Origin of the sequence: Allosalinactinospora lopnorensis (assembly GCF_000981225.1) — a bacterium.
In the GTDB taxonomy this organism is placed as follows: domain Bacteria; phylum Actinomycetota; class Actinomycetes; order Streptosporangiales; family Streptosporangiaceae; genus Allosalinactinospora; species Allosalinactinospora lopnorensis.
The window spans coordinates 1-18,986 of the sequence record NZ_LAJC01000002.1 but is presented as its reverse complement, the minus strand read 5'-3'; the positions used below and the strand labels follow the sequence as shown (position 1 = coordinate 18,986).

General features: G+C 69.6%; 15 protein-coding genes and 3 pseudogenes. 12 read left to right on the top strand and 6 right to left on the bottom strand.

Features of this window, described 5'->3' with window-relative positions; translation table 11 throughout:
- Nucleotides 1-6: 6 nt before the first annotated feature.
- The 5 genes from VS93_RS01115 to VS93_RS01095 all read left to right on the top strand — a co-directional run bounded on the left by VS93_RS01115 (nucleotide 7) and on the right by VS93_RS01095 (nucleotide 8,499).
- A complete protein-coding gene (locus VS93_RS01115) occupies nucleotides 7-1,800 on the top strand; it encodes a glycoside hydrolase family 15 protein (protein WP_269082780.1) in 1,794 nt (597 codons plus the stop codon).
- Nucleotides 1,801-1,908: 108 nt separating this feature from the next.
- Entirely contained in the window at nucleotides 1,909-2,652 is a 744-nt protein-coding gene (locus VS93_RS01110) for an MgtC/SapB family protein (protein WP_394298778.1), read from the top strand.
- Between the two features lie 123 nt (nucleotides 2,653-2,775).
- On the top strand, nucleotides 2,776-3,450 hold the full coding sequence (locus tag VS93_RS01105) for a uracil-DNA glycosylase (RefSeq protein ID WP_082126531.1): 675 nt from the start codon (nucleotides 2,776-2,778) through the stop codon (nucleotides 3,448-3,450).
- Between the two features lie 814 nt (nucleotides 3,451-4,264).
- On the top strand, nucleotides 4,265-5,089 hold the full coding sequence (locus VS93_RS01100) for a DUF3060 domain-containing protein (protein WP_046468158.1): 825 nt from the start codon (nucleotides 4,265-4,267) through the stop codon (nucleotides 5,087-5,089).
- Nucleotides 5,090-5,319: 230 nt separating this feature from the next.
- Nucleotides 5,320-8,499 (top strand): NACHT domain-containing protein, encoded by a 3,180-nt coding sequence (locus VS93_RS01095; protein WP_052745439.1) that lies wholly within the window; start codon nucleotides 5,320-5,322, stop codon nucleotides 8,497-8,499.
- 11 nt (nucleotides 8,500-8,510) lie between these two features.
- Here the strand turns inward: VS93_RS01095 and VS93_RS01090 are convergent, their stop codons facing one another.
- Nucleotides 8,511-9,284: an SIR2 family NAD-dependent protein deacylase gene (locus VS93_RS01090; protein WP_046468157.1), complete on the bottom strand. Its 774-nt coding sequence runs from the start codon at nucleotides 9,282-9,284 to the stop codon at nucleotides 8,511-8,513.
- Between the two features lie 259 nt (nucleotides 9,285-9,543).
- Here VS93_RS01090 and VS93_RS01085 point away from each other — a divergent pair, with 259 nt between their 5' ends.
- Nucleotides 9,544-10,422, top strand: coding sequence for a sulfotransferase (locus tag VS93_RS01085; protein WP_046468156.1), 879 nt, complete (start codon nucleotides 9,544-9,546; stop codon nucleotides 10,420-10,422).
- 80 nt (nucleotides 10,423-10,502) lie between these two features.
- Here the strand turns inward: VS93_RS01085 and VS93_RS01080 are convergent.
- Nucleotides 10,503-10,805 (bottom strand): annotated as a pseudogene (locus VS93_RS01080) (alpha/beta hydrolase); the annotation flags it as partial.
- Between the two features lie 179 nt (nucleotides 10,806-10,984).
- Here VS93_RS01080 and VS93_RS29975 point away from each other — a divergent pair.
- On the top strand, nucleotides 10,985-11,143 hold the full coding sequence (locus VS93_RS29975) for a hypothetical protein (protein WP_173434230.1): 159 nt from the start codon (nucleotides 10,985-10,987) through the stop codon (nucleotides 11,141-11,143).
- Between the two features lie 69 nt (nucleotides 11,144-11,212).
- Here the strand turns inward: VS93_RS29975 and VS93_RS01075 are convergent.
- The 3 genes and pseudogenes from VS93_RS01075 to VS93_RS01065 form a co-directional block, all read right to left on the bottom strand.
- Nucleotides 11,213-12,042, bottom strand: a pseudogene (locus VS93_RS01075) (aldo/keto reductase).
- 373 nt (nucleotides 12,043-12,415) lie between these two features.
- The gene (locus VS93_RS01070) at nucleotides 12,416-12,736 is read right to left on the bottom strand and encodes a hypothetical protein (RefSeq protein WP_046468155.1); all 321 of its coding nucleotides are present in this window, start codon (nucleotides 12,734-12,736) and stop codon (nucleotides 12,416-12,418) included.
- 114 nt (nucleotides 12,737-12,850) lie between these two features.
- Nucleotides 12,851-13,951: a CapA family protein gene (locus tag VS93_RS01065; RefSeq protein ID WP_201776512.1), complete on the bottom strand. Its 1,101-nt coding sequence runs from the start codon at nucleotides 13,949-13,951 to the stop codon at nucleotides 12,851-12,853.
- A gap of 178 nt (nucleotides 13,952-14,129) precedes the next feature.
- On the opposite strand from VS93_RS01065, the gene VS93_RS01060 reads away from it, so the two are divergent.
- Nucleotides 14,130-14,756 (top strand): protein-L-isoaspartate(D-aspartate) O-methyltransferase, encoded by a 627-nt coding sequence (locus VS93_RS01060; protein WP_046468154.1) that lies wholly within the window; start codon nucleotides 14,130-14,132, stop codon nucleotides 14,754-14,756.
- On the opposite strand, the gene VS93_RS01055 is transcribed toward VS93_RS01060, so the two are convergent.
- Entirely contained in the window at nucleotides 14,747-15,991 is a 1,245-nt protein-coding gene (locus VS93_RS01055) for a zinc-binding dehydrogenase (RefSeq protein WP_449353785.1), read from the bottom strand. The genes VS93_RS01060 and VS93_RS01055 overlap by 10 nt on opposite strands.
- Nucleotides 15,992-16,115: 124 nt before the next feature.
- On the opposite strand from VS93_RS01055, the gene VS93_RS01050 reads away from it, so the two are divergent.
- From VS93_RS01050 to VS93_RS01040, 4 genes and pseudogenes are all read left to right on the top strand, one after another.
- The gene (locus VS93_RS01050; RefSeq protein WP_046468153.1) at nucleotides 16,116-16,724 is read left to right on the top strand and encodes a TetR/AcrR family transcriptional regulator; all 609 of its coding nucleotides are present in this window, start codon (nucleotides 16,116-16,118) and stop codon (nucleotides 16,722-16,724) included.
- Nucleotides 16,725-16,845: 121 nt separating this feature from the next.
- A pseudogene (locus VS93_RS32805) lies at nucleotides 16,846-17,184 on the top strand (AMP-binding protein); the annotation flags it as partial.
- 175 nt (nucleotides 17,185-17,359) lie between these two features.
- On the top strand, nucleotides 17,360-18,646 hold the full coding sequence (locus VS93_RS01045; RefSeq protein WP_275451686.1) for an AMP-dependent synthetase/ligase: 1,287 nt from the start codon (nucleotides 17,360-17,362) through the stop codon (nucleotides 18,644-18,646).
- Between the two features lie 59 nt (nucleotides 18,647-18,705).
- A partial coding sequence (locus VS93_RS01040; protein WP_046468152.1) for a SelT/SelW/SelH family protein occupies nucleotides 18,706-18,986 on the top strand: 281 nt, incomplete at its 3' end.

The following is an 18,986-nucleotide window of genomic DNA, read 5'->3' as shown; positions in this document are numbered from 1 at the left end:
AGCCGCGTGTCCGGCTGGATTGAGGATTACGCGCTAATAGGCGACATGCAGACCGCCGCGCTCGTAGGACGCGATGGCTCGATCGACTGGCTCTGTCTCCCCCACTTCGACTCCCCCGCCTGCTTCTCCGCTCTCCTGGGCGACGAGCAGAACGGCAACTGGTGGATCCGGCCGGCTTCGGGCGAGCAGGTCGCCACGCGCCGCAGGTACCGGCACGAGACCCTCATCCTGGAAACCGAATGGGAGACCTACGAGGGCACCGTCCGGGTCATCGACTTCATGCCACCACGTAGCGGCGCGCCGCACATCGTGCGGATCGTCGAGGGCCTGCGCGGCACCGTCCGGATGAACACCGCGCTCCGGCTGCGCTTCGACTACGGCAACGTCGTGCCGTGGATCCACCGCAGCGGCACCGAGATGGCCGCCGTCGCCGGTCCCGACTCCGTCTGGCTCAGTTCGCCGGTCCCCATGGAGGGCCACAACTTCGTGCACGACGCCACGTTCACCGTGAGCGCCGGGCAACGTGTCCCCTTCGTCATGACCTGGCATCCCTCGGAGGTGGAGGAGTCCGACCACCTCGACGCGGAAAAGGCCCTCTCGCGCACCGAACGCTTCTGGCAGAACTGGGTCTCCCAGTGCTCCTACCAGGGCGACTACCGCGACGCCGTGGTGCGCTCCCTAATCACCCTCAAGGCCCTGACCTACCGGCCCACCGGCGGCATCGTCGCCGCGCCCACCACCTCGCTGCCCGAGGAGATCGGGGGCGTGCGCAACTGGGACTACCGCTACTGCTGGCTGCGCGACGCCACCATCACCCTTGAGGCGCTGATCCGCAGCGGCTACACCGACGAGGCCAAAGCCTGGCGGGAGTGGCTGGTGCGCGCGGTCGCGGGCGAGCCGCAGCACATGCAGATCATGTACGGGGTGCGCGGCGAACGCCGGCTCAGCGAATGGGAGGCCGACTGGCTGCCCGGTTACGAGAACTCGCGTCCGGTGCGGATCGGCAACGCCGCTGTCGGCCAGTACCAGCTCGACGTCTACGGCGAGGTCATGGACGTGCTCGAACTGGCCCGCCGCTCGGGCCTGCAGAGCGCCGAGCACGTGTGGGGCCTGCAGCGCTCCCTGGTCAACTACCTGGAATGGTGCTGGGACGAACCCGACGAAGGGCTGTGGGAGGTCCGCGGCCCGCGGCAGCACTTCGTGCATTCCAAGGTGATGGCCTGGGTGGCGGCCGACCGCGCCGTGCGGATGGTCGAGGAGTTCGGCAAGGAAGGGCCGATCGAACGCTGGCGGTCGCTGCGCGACACCATCCACGCCGAGGTCTGCACCTACGGCTACGACTCCCGGCGCAACACCTTCACCCAGTACTACGGCAGCGAGGAACTCGACGCCTCCCTGCTGCTCATCCCCGAGGTCGGCTTCCTGCCCTACGACGACCCCCGCGTCGTCGGCACGATCGAGGCCATCCGCGACGACCTGATGATCAACGGGTTCGTGATGCGCTACCGCACCGACCGCGTGGACACCGCCGACCACCTCCCCGGCGACGAGGGCGCGTTCCTCGCGTGCAGCTTCTGGATGGCCAACGCCCTGCTGTCCATCGGCCAGGAGAAGGAGGCGCGTGAGCTCTTCGAGCGGCTGCTGGCGCTGCGCAACGACGTCGGTCTGCTCTCCGAGGAGTACGACGCCAAGGGCGGCCGCCAGGTCGGCAACTTCCCCCAGGCCTTCAGCCACGTGCCGCTGGTGACCACCGCTCTGAACCTCTCCCATCACGACGGCCATCGCCGCGGCGAGCACTGAAGGGGCAGCCCTGTCCCCTCGGCGACGCGCTGGGCGCGCTCCCTAGTCCGCCCCCTTTCCAGTCGTACTGTGAGTGCACCGTCGCATGGCCGGGGGGAGGCGAGAACGGTGGCAGTGCTGGAAACGGCGCCCCTGGCCCAGCCGGACCTCTCCACTCAAGGACCGACGCAGCTCCTGGCGCTGCTCACCGCGCTGGTGCTGTGCTCGCTGATCGGGTTCGAGCGGGAGCTCCGGCAGAAGAGCGCGGGCCTGCGCACCCACACCCTGGTGGGGCTCGGTGCCGCCCTCTTCGTCGTGGTGAGCAAGTTCGGCTTCCAAGACGTCCTCGCGGACCCCGACATTTCGCTCGACCCTTCGCGCCTGGCGGCGCAGATCGTCTCCGGCATCGGCTTCATCGGCGCCGGGCTCATCTTCGTGCGCCAGGACATCGTCCGCGGCCTGACCACAGCCGCCACCATCTGGGTATCGGCGGCCGTGGGCACCGCGGCCGGGGCGGGGCTGTGGCTGGTCGCGACCGCGGTCACCGCGGGCCATTTCCTGGTGGTATCGGCCTACCCGCCGGTGGTGCGGTGGCTGACGCGGTCGAGACCGGCCACCGCGCTCTTCCGGATCAGCTACGAGGACGGGCGCGGGGTACTGCGCGGCATCCTGGCCCTGGCCACACAGCAGCACTTCGCAGTGCAGGAGGTGCACACCGCCCGGCGCCAGGTCAGAGCCCCAGACGTCCCCGCGGTCGACCTCCTGCTGCGCGTGCACGGTAGGGGGGATCTCGACGACCTGGCCGTGGCGCTGTCGGAGACCGACGGGGTCCTCGCGGTCCAGTGGGGCGATCTGGAAGACCAGGACGAATGACCACCCCCACTTGGCGACGGAACACGGAGAGGGTTGACTCGGGGAAGAGCTGTGGCTGATTCCCGCTCCGCTGGACTCACGAATTGGTCATGCATGTCGCGTCGAGCACTATGGTGCTGAACCATGCCAGGACAACCACTACACGAGATCATGGACAACGGCTGGGCCGAGGCTCTCCAACCGGTGTCCGGCCGTATCAAGGAGATGGGCGAGTTCCTTCGCCAGGAGGTCGCCGAGGAGCGCACCTACCTTCCCTCCGGGGAGAACATTTTCCGCGCCTTCCAGCAGCCCTTCGATGACATACGTGTGCTGATCGTGGGACAGGACCCCTACCCCACTCCCGGGCACGCCGTAGGGCTCAGCTTCTCCGTCGCTCCCGATGTCAAGCCGCCGGGCAGCCTGCGCAACATCTTCCGCGAGTACCGCGACGACCTCGGGCTGCCCCAACCCTCCACCGGTGACCTCTCGCCCTGGAACGAGCAGGGAATCATGCTGCTCAACCGGGTTTTGACCGTGCGCCCGGGCAAGCCCGGATCGCATCGGGGCAAGGGCTGGGAAGAGGTCACCGACCAGGCCATCCGCGCTCTCGCCGGACGCGGCAAGCCGCTCGTGGCCATCCTGTGGGGACGCGACGCCCGCAGCCTGCGTCCGCTGATGCCGGGGGTTCCGTGCGTGGAGTCGCCCCATCCGAGCCCGATGTCGGCGGACAACGGCTTCTTCGGATCCCGCCCGTTCAGCCGCGCCAACGCCCTCCTGGAGGAGCAGGGAGGCAGTCCCGTCGACTGGCGGCTCGAGTAGAGGCGGGCCAGCCCTCCCCCGCACCCACCACCCGCGACGGTGCGCTCGGTGCACTCTTGCGTACGGATTCACCACCGGCGACCGCCGAAAGCGGACGACAACTACGAGTGTATGGTCCGGCGGGCCCGAGCCGACGAACAGAGCCCGGGCCCGCCGCGGGGATCCCGACAGGTCGGACACCGGACAGCCGACGAGCCCCGATATCGCACGGTGACACCGTCTGTGCTTCGGGAACGCAGGCTGATCGCCTCGACGACCAACGCGCCAAGGTTGTCGGTGGTCGAGGCTTCTGGTGCCCATGGGACAGGTGGACATCAACGTGCACACCATGGAAGGTGTCCTGGACGGTGTCCTACTGTCCGACGAAGCACCTTGGTCCGTCCATGTCCCGAACCCCCACACTGAGGCCCACGTTCACCTTGATGTACCTGGTTCACCGCCCGTTCCTCACTATGGCGCGTGTCACGCCATCGCCCCCTGGCGGGGAAACCACGACGCGGGGAGGAGTCGTCATGCGTGGACTACTTCCTGCATTCGCGGTACTGCTATTGCCCACATGCACAGGCAAGGGCGAGACGCCGGGAAAAGCGGATTGGCCGCCGGAGCGGGAAGGGGTCGCGGGACCAACGGAGGAGATCGGCGAGGCCGGGGGGACGACCGTCGTGCCCGAAAGCGCCTCGTTTCGACTATGTCCGAACCTGCACACTGAGGCCCACGTTCACCTGGATGTACCTGACTCGCTTCGTTCCGCACTGCGGCGCGCGTCACCGCCCCGATCTCCGGCAGAGGAACCATGATGCAGGGAGGAATCGTAATGCGTGGACTACTGCCTGCATTCGCGGTACTGGTGCTGCTGACGGCATGCATGCGAGAAGAGAACGCGCAGGGACAGGCGAACTGGCCCTCGGAGTGGGAAGGGGTCGTGGGACCGGCGGAGGAGATCGGCGAGGCCGAGCGCTCGCTATGCGAGAAGCTTGCCGAGGCCAGGGAGATCCGCGACGAGAACGGCGACGACCCGGACGAGATCGAACTCGCGGAATCCTACGAGAAGGAGGCGTGGGGCCAGGCGATGGTGGGCGGTGTCATACCCGAGGTTCACCTGCTCGCCGTCGAGGAGGAGGACGCCACCCGGAACTGGGTCGAAACGATGCGCGCATGGTGCGAGAGGAACGTGCAACTCCCCGGGCAGGAGCCCTCGCCGAGCCCGTCACCGTCGCGGTCACCCTCGGCCTCCCCCTCGCCGAGTCCGTCACCGACGCCGAGCGAGGAGGATGATGAGGACGACGACGGGGACGACGACGGGGACGGAAACAGCAACAACAACGGGAACGGAAACATCGGAGACGGCAACGGGAACGGGAACGGATACGACCTGACCATCGGCGACAACAGGTCGAAGGAGAATCGCGACTGCGACGGCCTGTCGGTCCAGATCCAGGCCGACGAAGCGACCGTGGCCCTGAGTGGGGCGTGCGAGACGGTCTACATCTCCGGGAGGCGCAACACCGTTTCGCTCGAATCCGTCGACGGCCCTCTCACGCTCGCCGGAAGCGAGAACAACGTCTCGTGCTCCGGCAGGGCCGGATCGATGAACGACTCCGGTAGCGACAACACCATCGATGGGCCGTGTTCGGATTAGCGCCGTTTCCGGCCGCGTCTCCGCCCCGACCGGCCTGGCCCTCTTTCCGGAGGGATCATTTCGGATGGGCGGTGGATCGCGACTACTACCGGTCGTCCGGTTCCGGCCTTCCATTCGTTCCGCGGTGACCGCCGTTTGAGCGAGTCCCCTTTCCGGTACTTCAATGTGGTGGTCCGCCCTTTCCCGGGTGCGCACCAACCGCATAAGGCGCTTAGGAAGGCCGTCCCCCAATGGCGAAGAAGTTCGGCTACGCCGACGCCCTGAAAGTGCTCGGCAAGGACGACTCGGCCGTCCTGGACCTCGCGGAGAAGCTCCTCGACGGCGGGTTGGGGGCCGTGGGGGTGCCCGATCTCTTCGGGCTGCGCGGCGAGCTCGTCGCGAAAGGGCGCGGGCTGCTCACCGGCATCCGGGAGAGGATCAGCGGCGTGAGCAGGTGGGACCGCACCGAGCGGATCGACGCCGCCTACCGGATCCTGCTGACCGTCTCGCTCCTTGAGGCGCTGGATGAAACGCTCGACGATCCGGACACCCCGGACCTCACCGAGTTGGGGATCACGGAGGAAGAACTCACGCTCCTCGTCGGGCAGATGCTCAACGCGGGAACGCATCCGCCGCTCGCGCTCTCCGACACATCGGCCTTCGGGGCACCGGAACCGGATGGCGCCCCCCACAATGCGCTCAGACTGGTGCGGCCGCTCGGCAGGCTGCCGGAGTCGTACTCGAACCGCTCCCCCCAGCTCGGCCGGTTCACCGAGGTGGTCACGGAGAAGGCCCAACGCCGCTTCCAGGAGTCCTACCGGCGGCTGGCGGCCGATGTGCCGGAGTTCGGCGTGTGGGTGGACCTCGCCGAGCACCAGGCCACCCGCTCCGACCTGGCGACCGGTTTCTCCGGGCTGGAAGACCTGCTCGTCCAACTGTCGCCGGCCGCCAAAGCGCACCAGCACGTCCGGGAACTGAACACCCTCTACCGGCGCACGCTGCGGCGCCCGCTCCTCTCCACCCTCGACACACCGGACCACCTCACCTTCCCCACCCTGGAAGAGGCCTACATCCACCCCCGGGGGCGGGTCCGCCCCGCGCACAGGGACTGCCGGCCGGCGTCTGAGGACTGGTGGCACGAGGCGGCGCCGCACGAGGACCTGCAGCGGCTGCTCGCCGGGCTCCTCACCCAGACTTCATGCGCCACGCACCCCATCGTGATCCTCGGCCACCCGGGCGCGGGCAAGTCCAAGCTCACCGAGATGCTCGCCGCCCGCCTCCCGGCGCAGGACTTCCTCCCGGTCCGGGTGGAACTGCGCGGGGTCAACGCGGACGCGCCCGTCCGCAAGCAGATCGAGGAGGGGATCTCGGGGCAGCTGCACCGCGACGTCGCCTGGCGCGACCTCGTGGAGGCGGCCGCCGGCGCGCAGCCCGTGGTCATCCTGGACGGGTTCGACGAACTGCTGCAGGCCACCGGGGCCAACCGGTCCGACTACCTGGAACAGGTGCAGCAGTTCCAGGAGGACCAGGCGGCATTGGGCCAGCCCGTGGCGGTGATCGTCACCAGCCGGACGGTCGTCGCCGACCGGATCCGGTTCCCGCCCGGCTGCGTTCTCGTCCGGCTGGAACCGTTCAGTGCGAACCAGATCGTCCGGATGCTCGACATCTGGAACTCGGCCAACTCCGGCACGCTGGCCTCCCGCGGCCTGGCCCCGCTGTCCCCGGAGGCCGTGCTGGCCTACCGGGAGCTGGCCGAGCAGCCGCTGCTGCTGCTCATGCTGCTGCTCTACGACGCCGACGGCAACGCCCTCCAGTCGGGCGGCACGCTCTCCCGCAGCGAGCTCTATGAGCGGATGCTCGCCATGTTCGCCCGGCGGGAGGTGGCCAAGCACCACCCGAACCTCAGCGACCGGGAGACCGAAAGCGCGGTGGAGCACGAGCTGCGCCGGCTGGAGATCGCCGCCATGGCCATGTTCGCCCGGCACCGGCAGAGCGTGGCCGCCGAGGAGCTGGACCGCGACCTCGCCGCGCTGCTCCCGGAACCCGCGGCGCGGCCCGCCGAAACGGGGCTGCACGGCACGGTCAGCGACGCCCACCAGGTGCTCGGCCGGTTCTTCTTCATCCACGAGTCGCGGGCGCGCCACGGCGGCCGGACCGCCGGCGTGTACGAGTTCCTGCACGCCACCTTCGCCGAATTCCTCGTGGCACGCATGGTGGCCTCGACCCTCGACGAGCTGGCCGCCGACCGCCAACACGCGGTGCGGCGGCGCTTCGCCTCCCCACTGGACGACGGCCTGCTCTACGCGGTGACCTCGTTCGCGCTGCTCTGCAGCCGGTCCGCCATCGTGGAGTTCACCGGCGAGCTCCTTCGACAGCGTTTCACCGAGGAGCCGACCGCCCTCGACGAGTACCGGACCCTGCTCATCGAGCTCTTCCACGACGCGCCGTTCCCGCAGCCCAACCGGTCCTTCTCCGACTACGCCCCGTGGCGCGCGCCCATCACCACCAGGCAGGCGAACTACACCGCCAACCTGGTCGTCCTGCTCGTCTGTGTCTGCGAGGAACTCGACCTCGCCGAGCTGTTCCCCGGGGAGCACGCGCCGTGGAGGCGCTGGCTGCTGCTGGCCAACCAGTGGCGGAGCATCGCCGGCGACGCGTGGCACGGGTTGCTCAACACCATCCGGACCCGGCACCTCGGCTTCTGGGAGGGCGAGGGCCACACCCGCATCGAGCGCGAACACGGCGAGCCCGTGAACATCGGCGAATGCCTCGGCTTCGAGGTGCACAAGGACATCACCGGGGAGACGTCGGTCACCAATCCCTACGACACCACCGTCCCGTTCGGCAGCGTGACGTCGACACTGCTGCGTTCCACAGCGCTGCGCGCCAACGGCACGGCGGCGCGCGTCTTCCTGACGCTCGGGCCGTACGTCCGGCACGTGTCCACGGACCTGCTCACCTGGTACAGCGATCCGGACGACCCCGACGCCGCGTGGAACGAACTGCACGACGTTCTGGAACTGCGGTTGGCACCCGCGGCACACGACATGTCGAACCGGCTATTCCGCTACCACCGGCTCCTGCACAGCAGGCAGCTGGGGAGGTTGGAGTTGCTCGTGCTCCGGCAGGCGGCCGAGGATCTGGGACAGACCAACCACAGGAACCACGGCGCGCTCGTGGTGTACGTGTCGAACTACCTGTACGAACTCGAATCCGTCGTCCCCGGCCCGCGCCTCTCCCGGGAAGAGGTCACGCCTGTCCTGGACGCGATCCGGCCCTACCTCAGTATCCCCGACGACCGCATCGACCGCCTGCTGGACGACCACGACCGGTTGGAGGGCAGCGCTTCCGCGCCGCCCATCCCTTCCAGGGCGCGTACCCAGCACAAGGAGGGCGGGAACCAGAGCCCCGCCGGAAGCGGCGGCCGGTGAGCGCCGGCCGGCTACCCACGCACCCCCGACATCGCGTCGGCCAGCGCCGGGACGGCCTCCCCGATCGGCTCGCGCAGAACCACGCGGGCGGCGTCGTCGTAGGGGGTGGGTTCGGCGTTGACGATGACCAGCGCGGCTCCTCGCTCCAGGGCGATGTCGCAGAGCCCGGCCACGGGGTGCACCGCCAGGGAGGTGCCCACGGCCAGGAACGCCTCGCAGTCGCCGGCGGCCTCGATGGCGGCTTCCAGGACGTCGGGCTTCAGCCGCTGGCCGAAGGAGATCGTGTCGGCCTTCTGGATGCCTCCGCAGTCCATGCAGCGGGGATCGGACTCCTCCTCCAGCCGGGCGAGCACATCCGGTGTGCGGGTGCGCAGGCCGCAGGACATGCAGATCACCCAGAGAACGGTCCCGTGCACCTCGATGACGTGCTCGGGATCGCTACCGGCCGCCTGGTGCAGGCCGTCGACGTTCTGCGTGATGAGCGCACGCAGCCGGCCAGAGCGGTCGAGTTCGGCGAGGGCGCGGTGCGCCGCGTTGGGTTCGGCGGTCCAGGCGGGATGGGCACCGCGCATCCGCCAGACCTCGCGGCGCACGTCGGCATCGGACATGTAGGTGTCGATGTCGAACATCGCGGCCGCTCCGGGGTTGGTCGTCCACAGTCCTTGCGGCCCGCGGAAGTCCGGTATGCCGGAGTCCGTGGAGATTCCGGCTCCGGTGAGGATCGTTACCCTATCGCTGCCGGCCAGGATCGCAGCGGCGTCGGCATGGTTCGGGGCTGCGGCCATCACACGTCCTCACCGTTCCAGTCGCATACTTCGGTTACCCGCTGTTGTCTCATTCTCGCAGCGTTGCACGTCAGAATGTCACTCGGCGACGGGCCCGCCGCGCGGAAGCCAGCCGGAACTCGGCAGGTCAGGACTGTTCGCGGGCGGCGGATCCAGGGAAATGACCCTGGTCACACCGCGGGTGCGCCGCTGTGCCAGGAGCGGAATTCGGCGAGGTGTGTACGAGACTCCGGCAAAAGGTGCCAAAATCGACCTACCCATGAAGCAGCAGCCGTACATACTCGTCGTGAACGGGACCAAGGTCCGCCGTCCCGTCTTCGTCCTGGGCGCCCCGCACTCGGGAGTGAACCTGATCGCCCAGGCGCTGCGGCGCACGCCCGGATTCCATCTCGGTTCGATCACCCCCGGGGTGCTGAACGCGGTGTATGCCATAGCCCGCCGCCCCTCGCTCGCTGAGGAGAACGCGTCGGGAACCGCGACCCTGCTGCGCGACGCCTTCGCCGAAGCCTGGCAGCTCACCCCGCTCACCTGCCCGCGCTGCCCCACCAAGCGCGTCCCGGCGCGCAAGGCGGCCGAACCGTGCCGGCACGCCCGGGAGGTGACGCGGTTCGGCGACGCGAGCCCCGATCTGCTGTACTGCGCGAAGGCACTGAGCACGGCATTCGAGGACGCGGTGTTCGTGCAGATCATCCGGGACGGCCGGGATGTCACCGCGGACATGCTCTCCGACGATCACTCGCTGACCTGGTTCCGGCCGAGCCTGGCGAACCTGGACCACGAACTGCCCAACCCGTTCTTCGGCATCGAGACCGAATCGGAGCGCGCCGACTACCAGGGACTGTCGACGGCGGCCAAGTGCGCGATGCGCTGGCGCGGCGCGGTGCGGCTCTCCGCTCAGCTGCACGGGGTGCTCGACCCCCGGCAGCTGATGACGCTGCGCTACGAGGACCTGGCCGGCGGCGAGGTGGAGGCGGCGGAGCGGCTGCGGGAGTTCACCGGGACGCGGGTCTCGGCGAAGGACCTGGTGCGCAGCAAGTCACCGGACATCGGGAGTTGGCGCTCCCGACTCACCACCGAGCAGTGCAGCGATGTAAAGTCGGTGGCCCGGGTCGAGCTCTCCCGCCTTGGCTACCTCTGAGCTCCTTCCCGACGGGACCGCTCTGTTCTGGCCAGCCACTCCCTGACCGCGTGCCAGGCCTCATGGGCGGGGTCGCCGTCGCCGGGTTCGGCGCCCTCGGTGATCCGCTCCCCCAGCAGAGCCAGCGCGGCCCGTACATCGTCCAGGGGTTGCGGCCATCCGCCGCCGTCGTCACCGGTGCGGCGGTACTCCACGTTCCACACCAGCCATCCGGCCTCCACCAACTCGGCGGCGATCGGATCCATCTCGCCGGCGTCGTGACTGTCCCGCCACCAGCCGCCGTGCAGCAGCACCGCGACGGGGAACGGGGCGTTCTCGGCCGCCGCGGGCTGCCACACATGGATCAGCTGGCTGGGATGATCGCCGTAGCTGAAACTCTCAATGGCCGCCACGGGACGCCCTTTCCGGTCGCCACGCGGGGATCTGCGCGCTTTCGACCCGAATTGTGCTATGCGGAAGCGTCCGGACGCCACCACTGCCGCGGCCGACTTCACACTTCCGTTCCTCCGCTCGCGGCCGGCCGCGGCCGGACCGCCGCCCGCCACTCTTTAGGATGGGGGCCATGGGAGCACTCGGAATCACCGGTCTGGTCGCGCTCATCGCGATCGTGGCCATCCCCGTCAGCATCCTCGTGGGCGCCGTCGTGTACGTGGTCCGGCTGGCCCGCAAGGGCACCGAAGCCACACTGATCGAGGCCATGAAGTACCGGGAGCTCACCTGAGCGACCGGCCGTAGCACGTAGCGGCCCGCTCCTTTGGGAGCGGGCCGCTACGGTGTTCGGTCCGATCGGTTATGCCGTGTCCAGCGTGTCGGGGTGGGGGCCGAAACGCTGATCGGCGTTGAGCCCGGATATCGCGTCGACGTCACCGCTGGCCAGCTCGAAGTCGAAGACGTCGAAGTTGGAGCGGATGCGCTCAGGGGTGACCGACTTGGGGATGACGATGTTGCCGACCTGCAGGTGCCACCGCAGGATCACCTGCGCCGGCGTCTTCCCGTAGCGTCGGCCAGCTTGGTCAGCGTCGGCTCGTTCAGCAGCTTGCCCTGGCCCAGCGGGCTCCAGGCCTCGGTGGCGATCTTGTGCTCCGCATGGAATCCGCGCAGCGCCGCCTGGGTGAGACGGGGGTGCAGCTCGACCTGGTTGACCGTCGGCACGATCCCGCCCTCGTCCATGAGGCGCTGCAGGTGCGACTCCTGGAAGTTGGACACGCCGATGGCGCGGACGCGCCCTTCGACGTAGAGGCGCTCAAGCGCCTTCCAGGTACTGACGTACCTGTCGTGCATCGGGAGCGGCCAGTGGATCAGGTACAGGTCGAGGCGTTCCAGCTTGAGGCGCTCCATCGTGGCGTCGAAAGCGCGCAGCGCGGAGTCGTATCCGTGATCGCCGTTCCACAGCTTCGACGTCACGAACAGTTCGTCTCGGTTCACCCCGGACGCCCGGATCGCCTCGCCGACGCCCTCTTCGTTGTCGTAGGCGGCTGCGGTGTCGATGCTCCGGTACCCGGTCTCAATAGCCGTGCGGACGACGTCGACAACGTCGCCGGCGTCCACCTGCCAGACTCCGAGGCCCAATTGCGGGATCCGCACACCGTTATTGAGTGTGACATCCGGGACCGTCGTCATGTTCTCTCCCCGTGACCGGCTTTCAGGATCGTTTTCTCCCTTTGGGGCCGCTGTCCACGGTGCGACCACATTCCCGCTTTCCACTCCACCGGATGTCGTGGACAACGCCACCTTGTCCTGCTCTCTCCATCCCTACCCGACACGGCGATCGGGTGCGTCACCGCCCCCGCGGGCGGGCTCCGCTCACCGTTGCGGCCGCCGCCGGGGACGGAGAGGCGGGAAAACTCTGCTCCTTGGGGGATCGGAAACATCGGTCCGGCTTCCCCGAGGCTGCGAGCCCGCCGCATACCGAAGCGACACAAGGACACAAAGTAGTAATACCTGGCCGTATGTGGTCACTCTCACAGTGGGGATGCCCGTCGCGGGAGTACGGTCAGCTATCGAAGCGGTACACCACGCCGAAGACGACCAGTGCGTCCCTCGCGGGTTCCAGCCCGAGGTCCTCGTAGTCCTCAGCGCGCCCCTGCCGGATGATGTAGGGCGCACCGGGCCACCGGGACCGGATCTCGTTCGCGATCGAGGTGCGCGCCGCGGCGGCGGCCACCTCTCTCTGCGCCAGGGACTCTATCTCCGCCAGCGGACACGCCCGAGGCACGAAGTCGACGGCGTGCGCCTCGTCCGGCACGAGCCGGGGGCGCCGCCCCAGGGCTTCCAACCGTGGGCGAAGCCAGTCTTCGCGGCTCTGATCCACCATGCTTCATCCTCTCCCCGCGATCGCGGATTGTCACCAGACGCCACGCGTGAGGCCGCACACCCGGAAAGAAGGCGCATCCCCCTCTGGGTCCTTCCTGGCACCGCTGCGCGCGGCCTAATCGGCGGTCCGCAGCCTGAGCATGCGGTCGGGGGCCGGGTCGATCCACGCCCCGAACCGCCGGCCGGTCCGGTTGAGAACACCGCGCACATGATCGACGTCCTCGCGGGATGCCCGGCACAACCGCATCCGGCGCGCCCGCATGACCGCAATCTTCAGTTCCACCAGCCTCCCCGTGTCCGGCTCCATCGAGGCGAAGTAAAGCGGGCGCAGGTCGTCCCGGTAGTGCTCGTAACCGCTGATGCCCTCGTAGTCGTCGATGAGATCGCCGCAGCCGTACAGGATGAGCCTGCCGCGGTGGACCTCGATCGGGCGGGGGTGGTGCGAGGAGTGCCCGTGCACGGCGTCGACGCCTCCCTCGGTGAGCCGGCGCGCGAAACGGACGTGTTCCTCGGGGATGTCATAGCCCCAGTTGCCGCCCCAGTGGATGGAGGCGACGACGAGATCGCCGGCCCTCTTCACCCGCCGCACCCGGGCGACGATCCCGTCGGCGGTGGCGTCGGACAGGTCGGCCAGCAGGTTAACACCGGGCCGCTCCGCACCCGCCGCCCAGGTTTCGGGGATGCCGCTGGACCGCGTCCCGAACGAGAAGAGGAGGACCCGCCCGGCACCGCCGGTGGGGATCGTCACGGGCCCGGCGGCCTCGGTCGTGCTGCGCCCCGCCCCCACCGCCGGGATCCGAGCCGAGGCCAGCGCGTCGAGTGTGTCCGCGAGTCCCCGCTCCCCGAAGTCGAGCACGTGGTTGTTGGCGAGGGTGCACGCGTCCGGCCGGGCCGCGGCCAGGCACGCGGTGTTCTCCGGGTTCATCCGGTAGTGCACGGCCTTCCCCGCGGCGACGTCGTCGCTCCGCGTGATGCTCGTCTCCAGGTTGAACACCCGCGCATCGGGCGCCACCTCGTCGAGCACCGCCAGAGCGTCCCCCCACGGCCAGGAGAAGTCCACGGGGCGAGCGATGGGGCCGTTGGCCCGCTCCGCCAGGTCGACGTATGTTCGGGCGTCGACGACAGAGGACTCCCACAGCCGCGGGTCGCCCGGGTGCGGAAGGATCTGGTCGACACCGCGGCCGGGCATCACGTCACCGCCGAGGAACAATGTCACGACACCATGGCGCACACCTTCACTCTAGGAGCCGCCATGGCGCATACCCCGGACGGGCGCGCGGGCAGAGAACAGCCATGACCGCTGTTCGCGGACGGGGGAAGACGCCTGCCATCGCTCCCGGAGAACCGCTCGGGCACGTCGCCTCGCTCTCCGCGCCCAAGGGGGCCTGAGGACGATGGGCGCGGAGGAACTGGTCGAGGCCGCCCGGGCGAGCGGCGTCGGCGACCCGCGGGTGCTCGACGCGGTACGCGCGACCCCTCGCGCGGCTTTCGTCCCGCCGACCCACGTCGACGCCGCCCACGTGGACGTACCGATCCCGATCCCCCGCCGGCAGGTGACCACGCAGCCGTCATTGTCCGCCCGGATGGTCGAGGCGCTGCGCCTTGCCGGGGACGAGCGCGTGCTGGAGGTCGGAACGGGCTACGGGTATCAGACCGCCCTGCTGGCCCGGCTTGCGGCCTGGGTGACGAGCGTCGAGCGCTGGCCCGAACTGGCCGCGCAGGCGCGCCGCAACCTGGCCGCGGAGGGGGTCGGCAACGTGACGGTGCTGGACGGCGACGGCACCGAGGGGGCTCCGTCCCACGCCCCCTACGACGCGGTGCTGGTGTCGGGTGCCTTCCCTGAGGTGCCCCGGCCCCTCGTCGACCAGCTCCGGCCGGGCGGGCGGCTGGTGCAGCCGATCGGGCCCGGAGGCACGGACCAGGTGACCCTCTTCGAGCGCACCGCCGGGGGGCTGGTCGAGCGGGAGCGGCTGCTCCCTGCCCGGTTCGTCCGCCTCTACGGTCGTCATGGCTACTTTTGACGGTGCTGCGCGGCTCCTCGCTTCGAGGGATCGGTGAACACAACTACTGCCTTTACGATGTAGATCAAACAGTGTGTACGGGGCAGGCGCAGACGTCCACTCGTCCGGCGCCCGACCTTTGCGCACTTCCCGCAGCCGGGAGGGGCGGCGGTCAGCCGGCGGCGGTACCGCCATCGCCGCCGCTTTCCCGCTCCCCGGAGGACGGCAGCACGACGAGCTTGCCGAAGAACTCCTTGCGCCGGAATTCGGCCTGGGCCCGGGGGAGCTCCCGCAGCGGGTAGGTCCCGGCCAGCAGCGGCCTGACCGCCCCGGAGCAGACGGCCCGGACGACCTCGGCGAAGTCTTCGGGTGCCGAAGGAGGAGCCGATGAGCTGGATCTGTTCGAGGTAGAGCGAGCGCAGATCGGTCTCGACGATCGGGCCGTCGATAGCGCCCGCCACTACGTAGCGCCCCAATGGGCCGAGAACGGTGAGCAGGGCGGAAAACAGCGACCCGGCGACGACATCGGCGACGACGTCAACGGGGCGCCCGGAAGCCGCCGCCACCGCCTTTGCCAAGTCCTCGGCATGGCGGGAGACGACCGCCTCCGCGCCCAGCTCCCGCGCCCGCCTCCCCTTACCGGCGCCGACCACGGCGACGACGCGGGCGCCTCGCGCCCTGCCCAGCTGGATCAGCGCCGAACCCACCCCTCCCGAAGCACCGGTGACCAGTACGGTCTCGCCGACGCGCACGGCGGCGCGGTTCAGCATGCGCTGGGCGGTCGCGTAGGCCGTGGGGAACGTCGCGAGTTCCGCGTCGCCGAGCGGCGTGTCGACGGCGTGCGCGTTCTCCTCCGGCACGGTGACCAGCTCGGCGAACCCGCCATCGCGTTCGCTGCCGAGATAGGCGGTGCGCACCAGATCGTACTCGCCGCCCGAGTACAGCATCGGGTCCACGATCACGCGCTCCCCTACCCGCGAGGAGGGCACTCCCTCCCCCACCTGGTCGATACGGCCGACGACGTCGGCCCCCTGGATGCGGGGAAAATCGACGGGCTCTCTGCGCCAGCCCGCCCTGGCCCCCGCGTCGGTCTCGGTCCCGTAGGCGCCCTCCCGGGTCCAGATGTCGGTGTTGTTCAGCGCGGCGGCGGCGACGCGGATCCGTACCTCGCCTGTTCCGGCGACGAGATCGGGCACGTCACGGCGGTACTCCAGTGTCTCCGGCCCTCCGAAACCCGTGAGTACGTAAGCGTGCATGGCTGTCCCCCCCAAAAAACGTATATACCTACCGGTATAGTTATCCACTAGTGGCCCATGAGTCAACCCACCGGTTGGTATACTTATGGTCCGACCGTTTCCGGAGCGAGTGGAGGAGGCACGCATGCCCCCGGAAAAACAGCGGCGCCTGACCCCTGCGGGCAAGCGCGTGCTCGACACCGCGTCGGAGCTGTTCTACCGCGAAGGTCTGCACGCCATCGGGGTGGAGGGCATCGCGCAGGCCGCAGGCGTGACCAAGAAGACACTCTACGACTGCTTCGGCTCGAAGGACGATCTGATCGCCGCTTACCTGCGAAACCGCGACGAGCGCTGGCGCTCGTGGCTCACCGGGTTCGTTGACCGGCAGGGCGGCGCACCGTCGGAGAAGCTCCTGTCGACCTTCGACGCGCTCGCCCAGTGGCAGCAGAAGGAGAACGCGCGCGGCTGCGCGTTCGTCAACGCGCTCGCCGAGCTTCCCGACACCGCCAACCCCGGCCGCGCCGTCATCGCCGAGCAGAAGACCTGGATGCTGGAGTACCTGACGGCCCTGGCCTCGGAGGCGTCCCTCCCCGCTCCTGCGACGGTGGCGCGGCGCCTCTTCCTGCTCCAAGAGGGCGCGCTCGCCGCCCACGGCACGGGCGTCCCCGGCGACGCCATGGAGTTCGCCAAGAGCACCGCCGCCGCCCTCGTCGACACCGCGCACCGGATCCCCGACTCTGGGGAGGGCCGGTAGCCGTGCCGCGGCGGACACGGAGCGGTACGGGGGCGACGGCACGATCCGCACCCCGGGCTGCGGCCGGTCCGCGATCGGCCGACCCCTGATACCCCCGCCCGGCAGGGGGTAGCGGGCCGGAATGGACGAGATATCCGCTCCGGCGCTGACCGGTTCCACCGCCGCACGCACGCTGAGTGACCCGCTCTTCGCACACTCCCCGGAGCGGGTGCTGCTGAGCCGAAAGGTCGGCGGCGACTGGGCCCACATGTCCGCCGGCGAGTTCCAGAACCAGGTCACCGCAGTCGCCAAGGGGTTGGTGGCCGCCGGGATCGCGCCCGGGGACCGGGTGGCGCTGCTGGCGGCCAACCGCTACGAGTGGCCCCTTTTCGACTACGCACTGTGGACGGCCGGCGCGGTACCGGTCCCCATCTACCCTTCCTCCGCACCGGAGCAGATCCGCGCGATCCTCGCCGACTCCAGCGCCGCGGCCTGCGTCGTCGAGACAGCAGAGCACGAACGGGTGCTGGCCCGGATGCGGCCGGACCTCGTACGGGCGGCGCGCCTGTGGACCATCGAGCGGGGGGGCGGTCGCCGGCCTGGCCGGCGCGGGCCGCGGGCTGCCCGACACCGATGTCGAGCACCGCCGCGCCGCCGTGCGGCCGGAGGACACCGCCACCATCGTCTACACCTCCGGCACGACCGGGGAGCCCAAGGGGTGCGTGATCACCCACGCCAACCTGCTCGCCGAGGTCGATGCCGCGGCCTCGGCCCTGCGCGAGCTGCTGAGACCGGAGGCGGGCGCACCGTCGCCGTCGACCCTGCTGTTCCTGCCGCTGGCCCACATCTTCGGCCGGGCGGTGCAGGTGGCCGCGATCCAAGAGGGAGTCCGCCTCGGGCACGCCTCGAACGTCCGCACGCTGACCGACGACCTGGCGGCTTTCCAGCCCACCTTTCTGCTCGCCGTCCCCCGCTTCCTGGAGAAGATCCACTCCACCGCTCGCGAACAGGCCGGCCGCGGTGTCGGCGCGGCCGTGTTCGACATGGCCGAGGCGGCAGCGGTCGACTACGGGCGCGCCCTGGACGGCGCCGGCCCGGGCCTGTGGCTCCGAACGCGCCGGCGGGTCTTCGACCGGCTGGTGTACCGCCGGCTGCGCGGCCGGCTCGGCGGGCGCCTCTGCTACGTCGTCTGCGGCGGCGGGAAGCTGGATATCCGGCTCGTCCACTTCTACCGGGGTCTGGGCCTGGAGGTCCTCGAAGGCTACGGGCTCACCGAAACCACCGCCGCGATCACCGTCAACGTCCCCGGGCGGGTACGGGCCGGAACGGTGGGCGAACCGCTGCCCGGGGTGGCTGTCCGCGTCGCCGACGACAGCGAGATATCCGCACGCGGGCCGCAGGTGTTCAAGGGCTACCACGGCAACGACCAGAAGACCCGGGAGGCCATGAGGGACGGCTGGTTCGCCACCGGCGATCTCGGCGAGATCACCGGCGGCAGGCTGCGGATCACCGGCCGGAAGAAGGAGATCATCGTCACCGCGGGAGGCAAGAACGTGGAGCCGCAGGCGATCGAGGAGCAGATCGCCGCGCACCCCCTGGTGAGCCGCTGCCTGCTCGTCGGCGACGGCCGGCCCTTCGTCGCGGCGCTGGTCACCATCGACACCGATGCCCTTAAGAGGTGGAAGCGGGAGCACGGCAAGGACCCCGGCGCCGACCGTGCGGACCTCGCCGAGGACCGGGACCTCAGGGCCGCTGTCCAGGAGGCGGTCGACGACGCCAACAGTGGGGTCGCCCGCGTGGAGTCCGTCCGGAAGTTCACCGTCCTGCCGGAGGACTTCACCATCGAGGACCAGACCCTGACCCCCACCCTGGACCTGCGCCGCAACCGGATCCAGGAGCGCTACCGGGACCAGATCGAGGCGATGTACAAGACGACCGACTGAACCCGCCGATCGGGAGGCCGCGGTGAACGGCGGGAGGTACGGCAGCGATACTTGGCGCCATGGCGATGAGGAACCCGCGGCTTGAGATCGAGTACTGCACGCGCTGCCGTTGGCTTCTCCGCGCTGCGTGGATGGCACAGGAGCTGCTGACGACGTTCGAAGTCGAGCTCGCGGAGACCGCGCTCGTGCCGGGCACCGGCGGCGTCTTCGAGGTGCGGCTCGACGGCGAGATGATCTGGTCGCGCAAGGCAAATGCCGCCTTCCCCGACCTCGCCGAGCTGAAGCGCCTGGTACGCGACCGGGTCGCGCCCGACCGCCGCCTCGGTCACTCGGAACGCCG

Coding starts and splice junctions, on each gene's coding strand:
- VS93_RS01050 (WP_046468153.1), top strand. CDS start 16,116: ATGCCCCCGGAAAAACAGCGGCGCCTGACCCCTGCGGGCAAGCGCGTG.
- VS93_RS29975 (WP_173434230.1), top strand. CDS start 10,985: ATGGGAGCACTCGGAATCACCGGTCTGGTCGCGCTCATCGCGATCGTG.
- VS93_RS01100 (WP_046468158.1), top strand. CDS start 4,265: ATGCGTGGACTACTGCCTGCATTCGCGGTACTGGTGCTGCTGACGGCA.
- VS93_RS01085 (WP_046468156.1), top strand. CDS start 9,544: ATGAAGCAGCAGCCGTACATACTCGTCGTGAACGGGACCAAGGTCCGC.
- VS93_RS01055 (WP_449353785.1), bottom strand. CDS start 15,991: ATGCACGCTTACGTACTCACGGGTTTCGGAGGGCCGGAGACACTGGAG.
- VS93_RS01090 (WP_046468157.1), bottom strand. CDS start 9,284: ATGGCCGCAGCCCCGAACCATGCCGACGCCGCTGCGATCCTGGCCGGC.
- VS93_RS01105 (WP_082126531.1), top strand. CDS start 2,776: ATGCCAGGACAACCACTACACGAGATCATGGACAACGGCTGGGCCGAG.
- VS93_RS01095 (WP_052745439.1), top strand. CDS start 5,320: ATGGCGAAGAAGTTCGGCTACGCCGACGCCCTGAAAGTGCTCGGCAAG.
- VS93_RS01070 (WP_046468155.1), bottom strand. CDS start 12,736: ATGGTGGATCAGAGCCGCGAAGACTGGCTTCGCCCACGGTTGGAAGCC.
- VS93_RS01060 (WP_046468154.1), top strand. CDS start 14,130: ATGGGCGCGGAGGAACTGGTCGAGGCCGCCCGGGCGAGCGGCGTCGGC.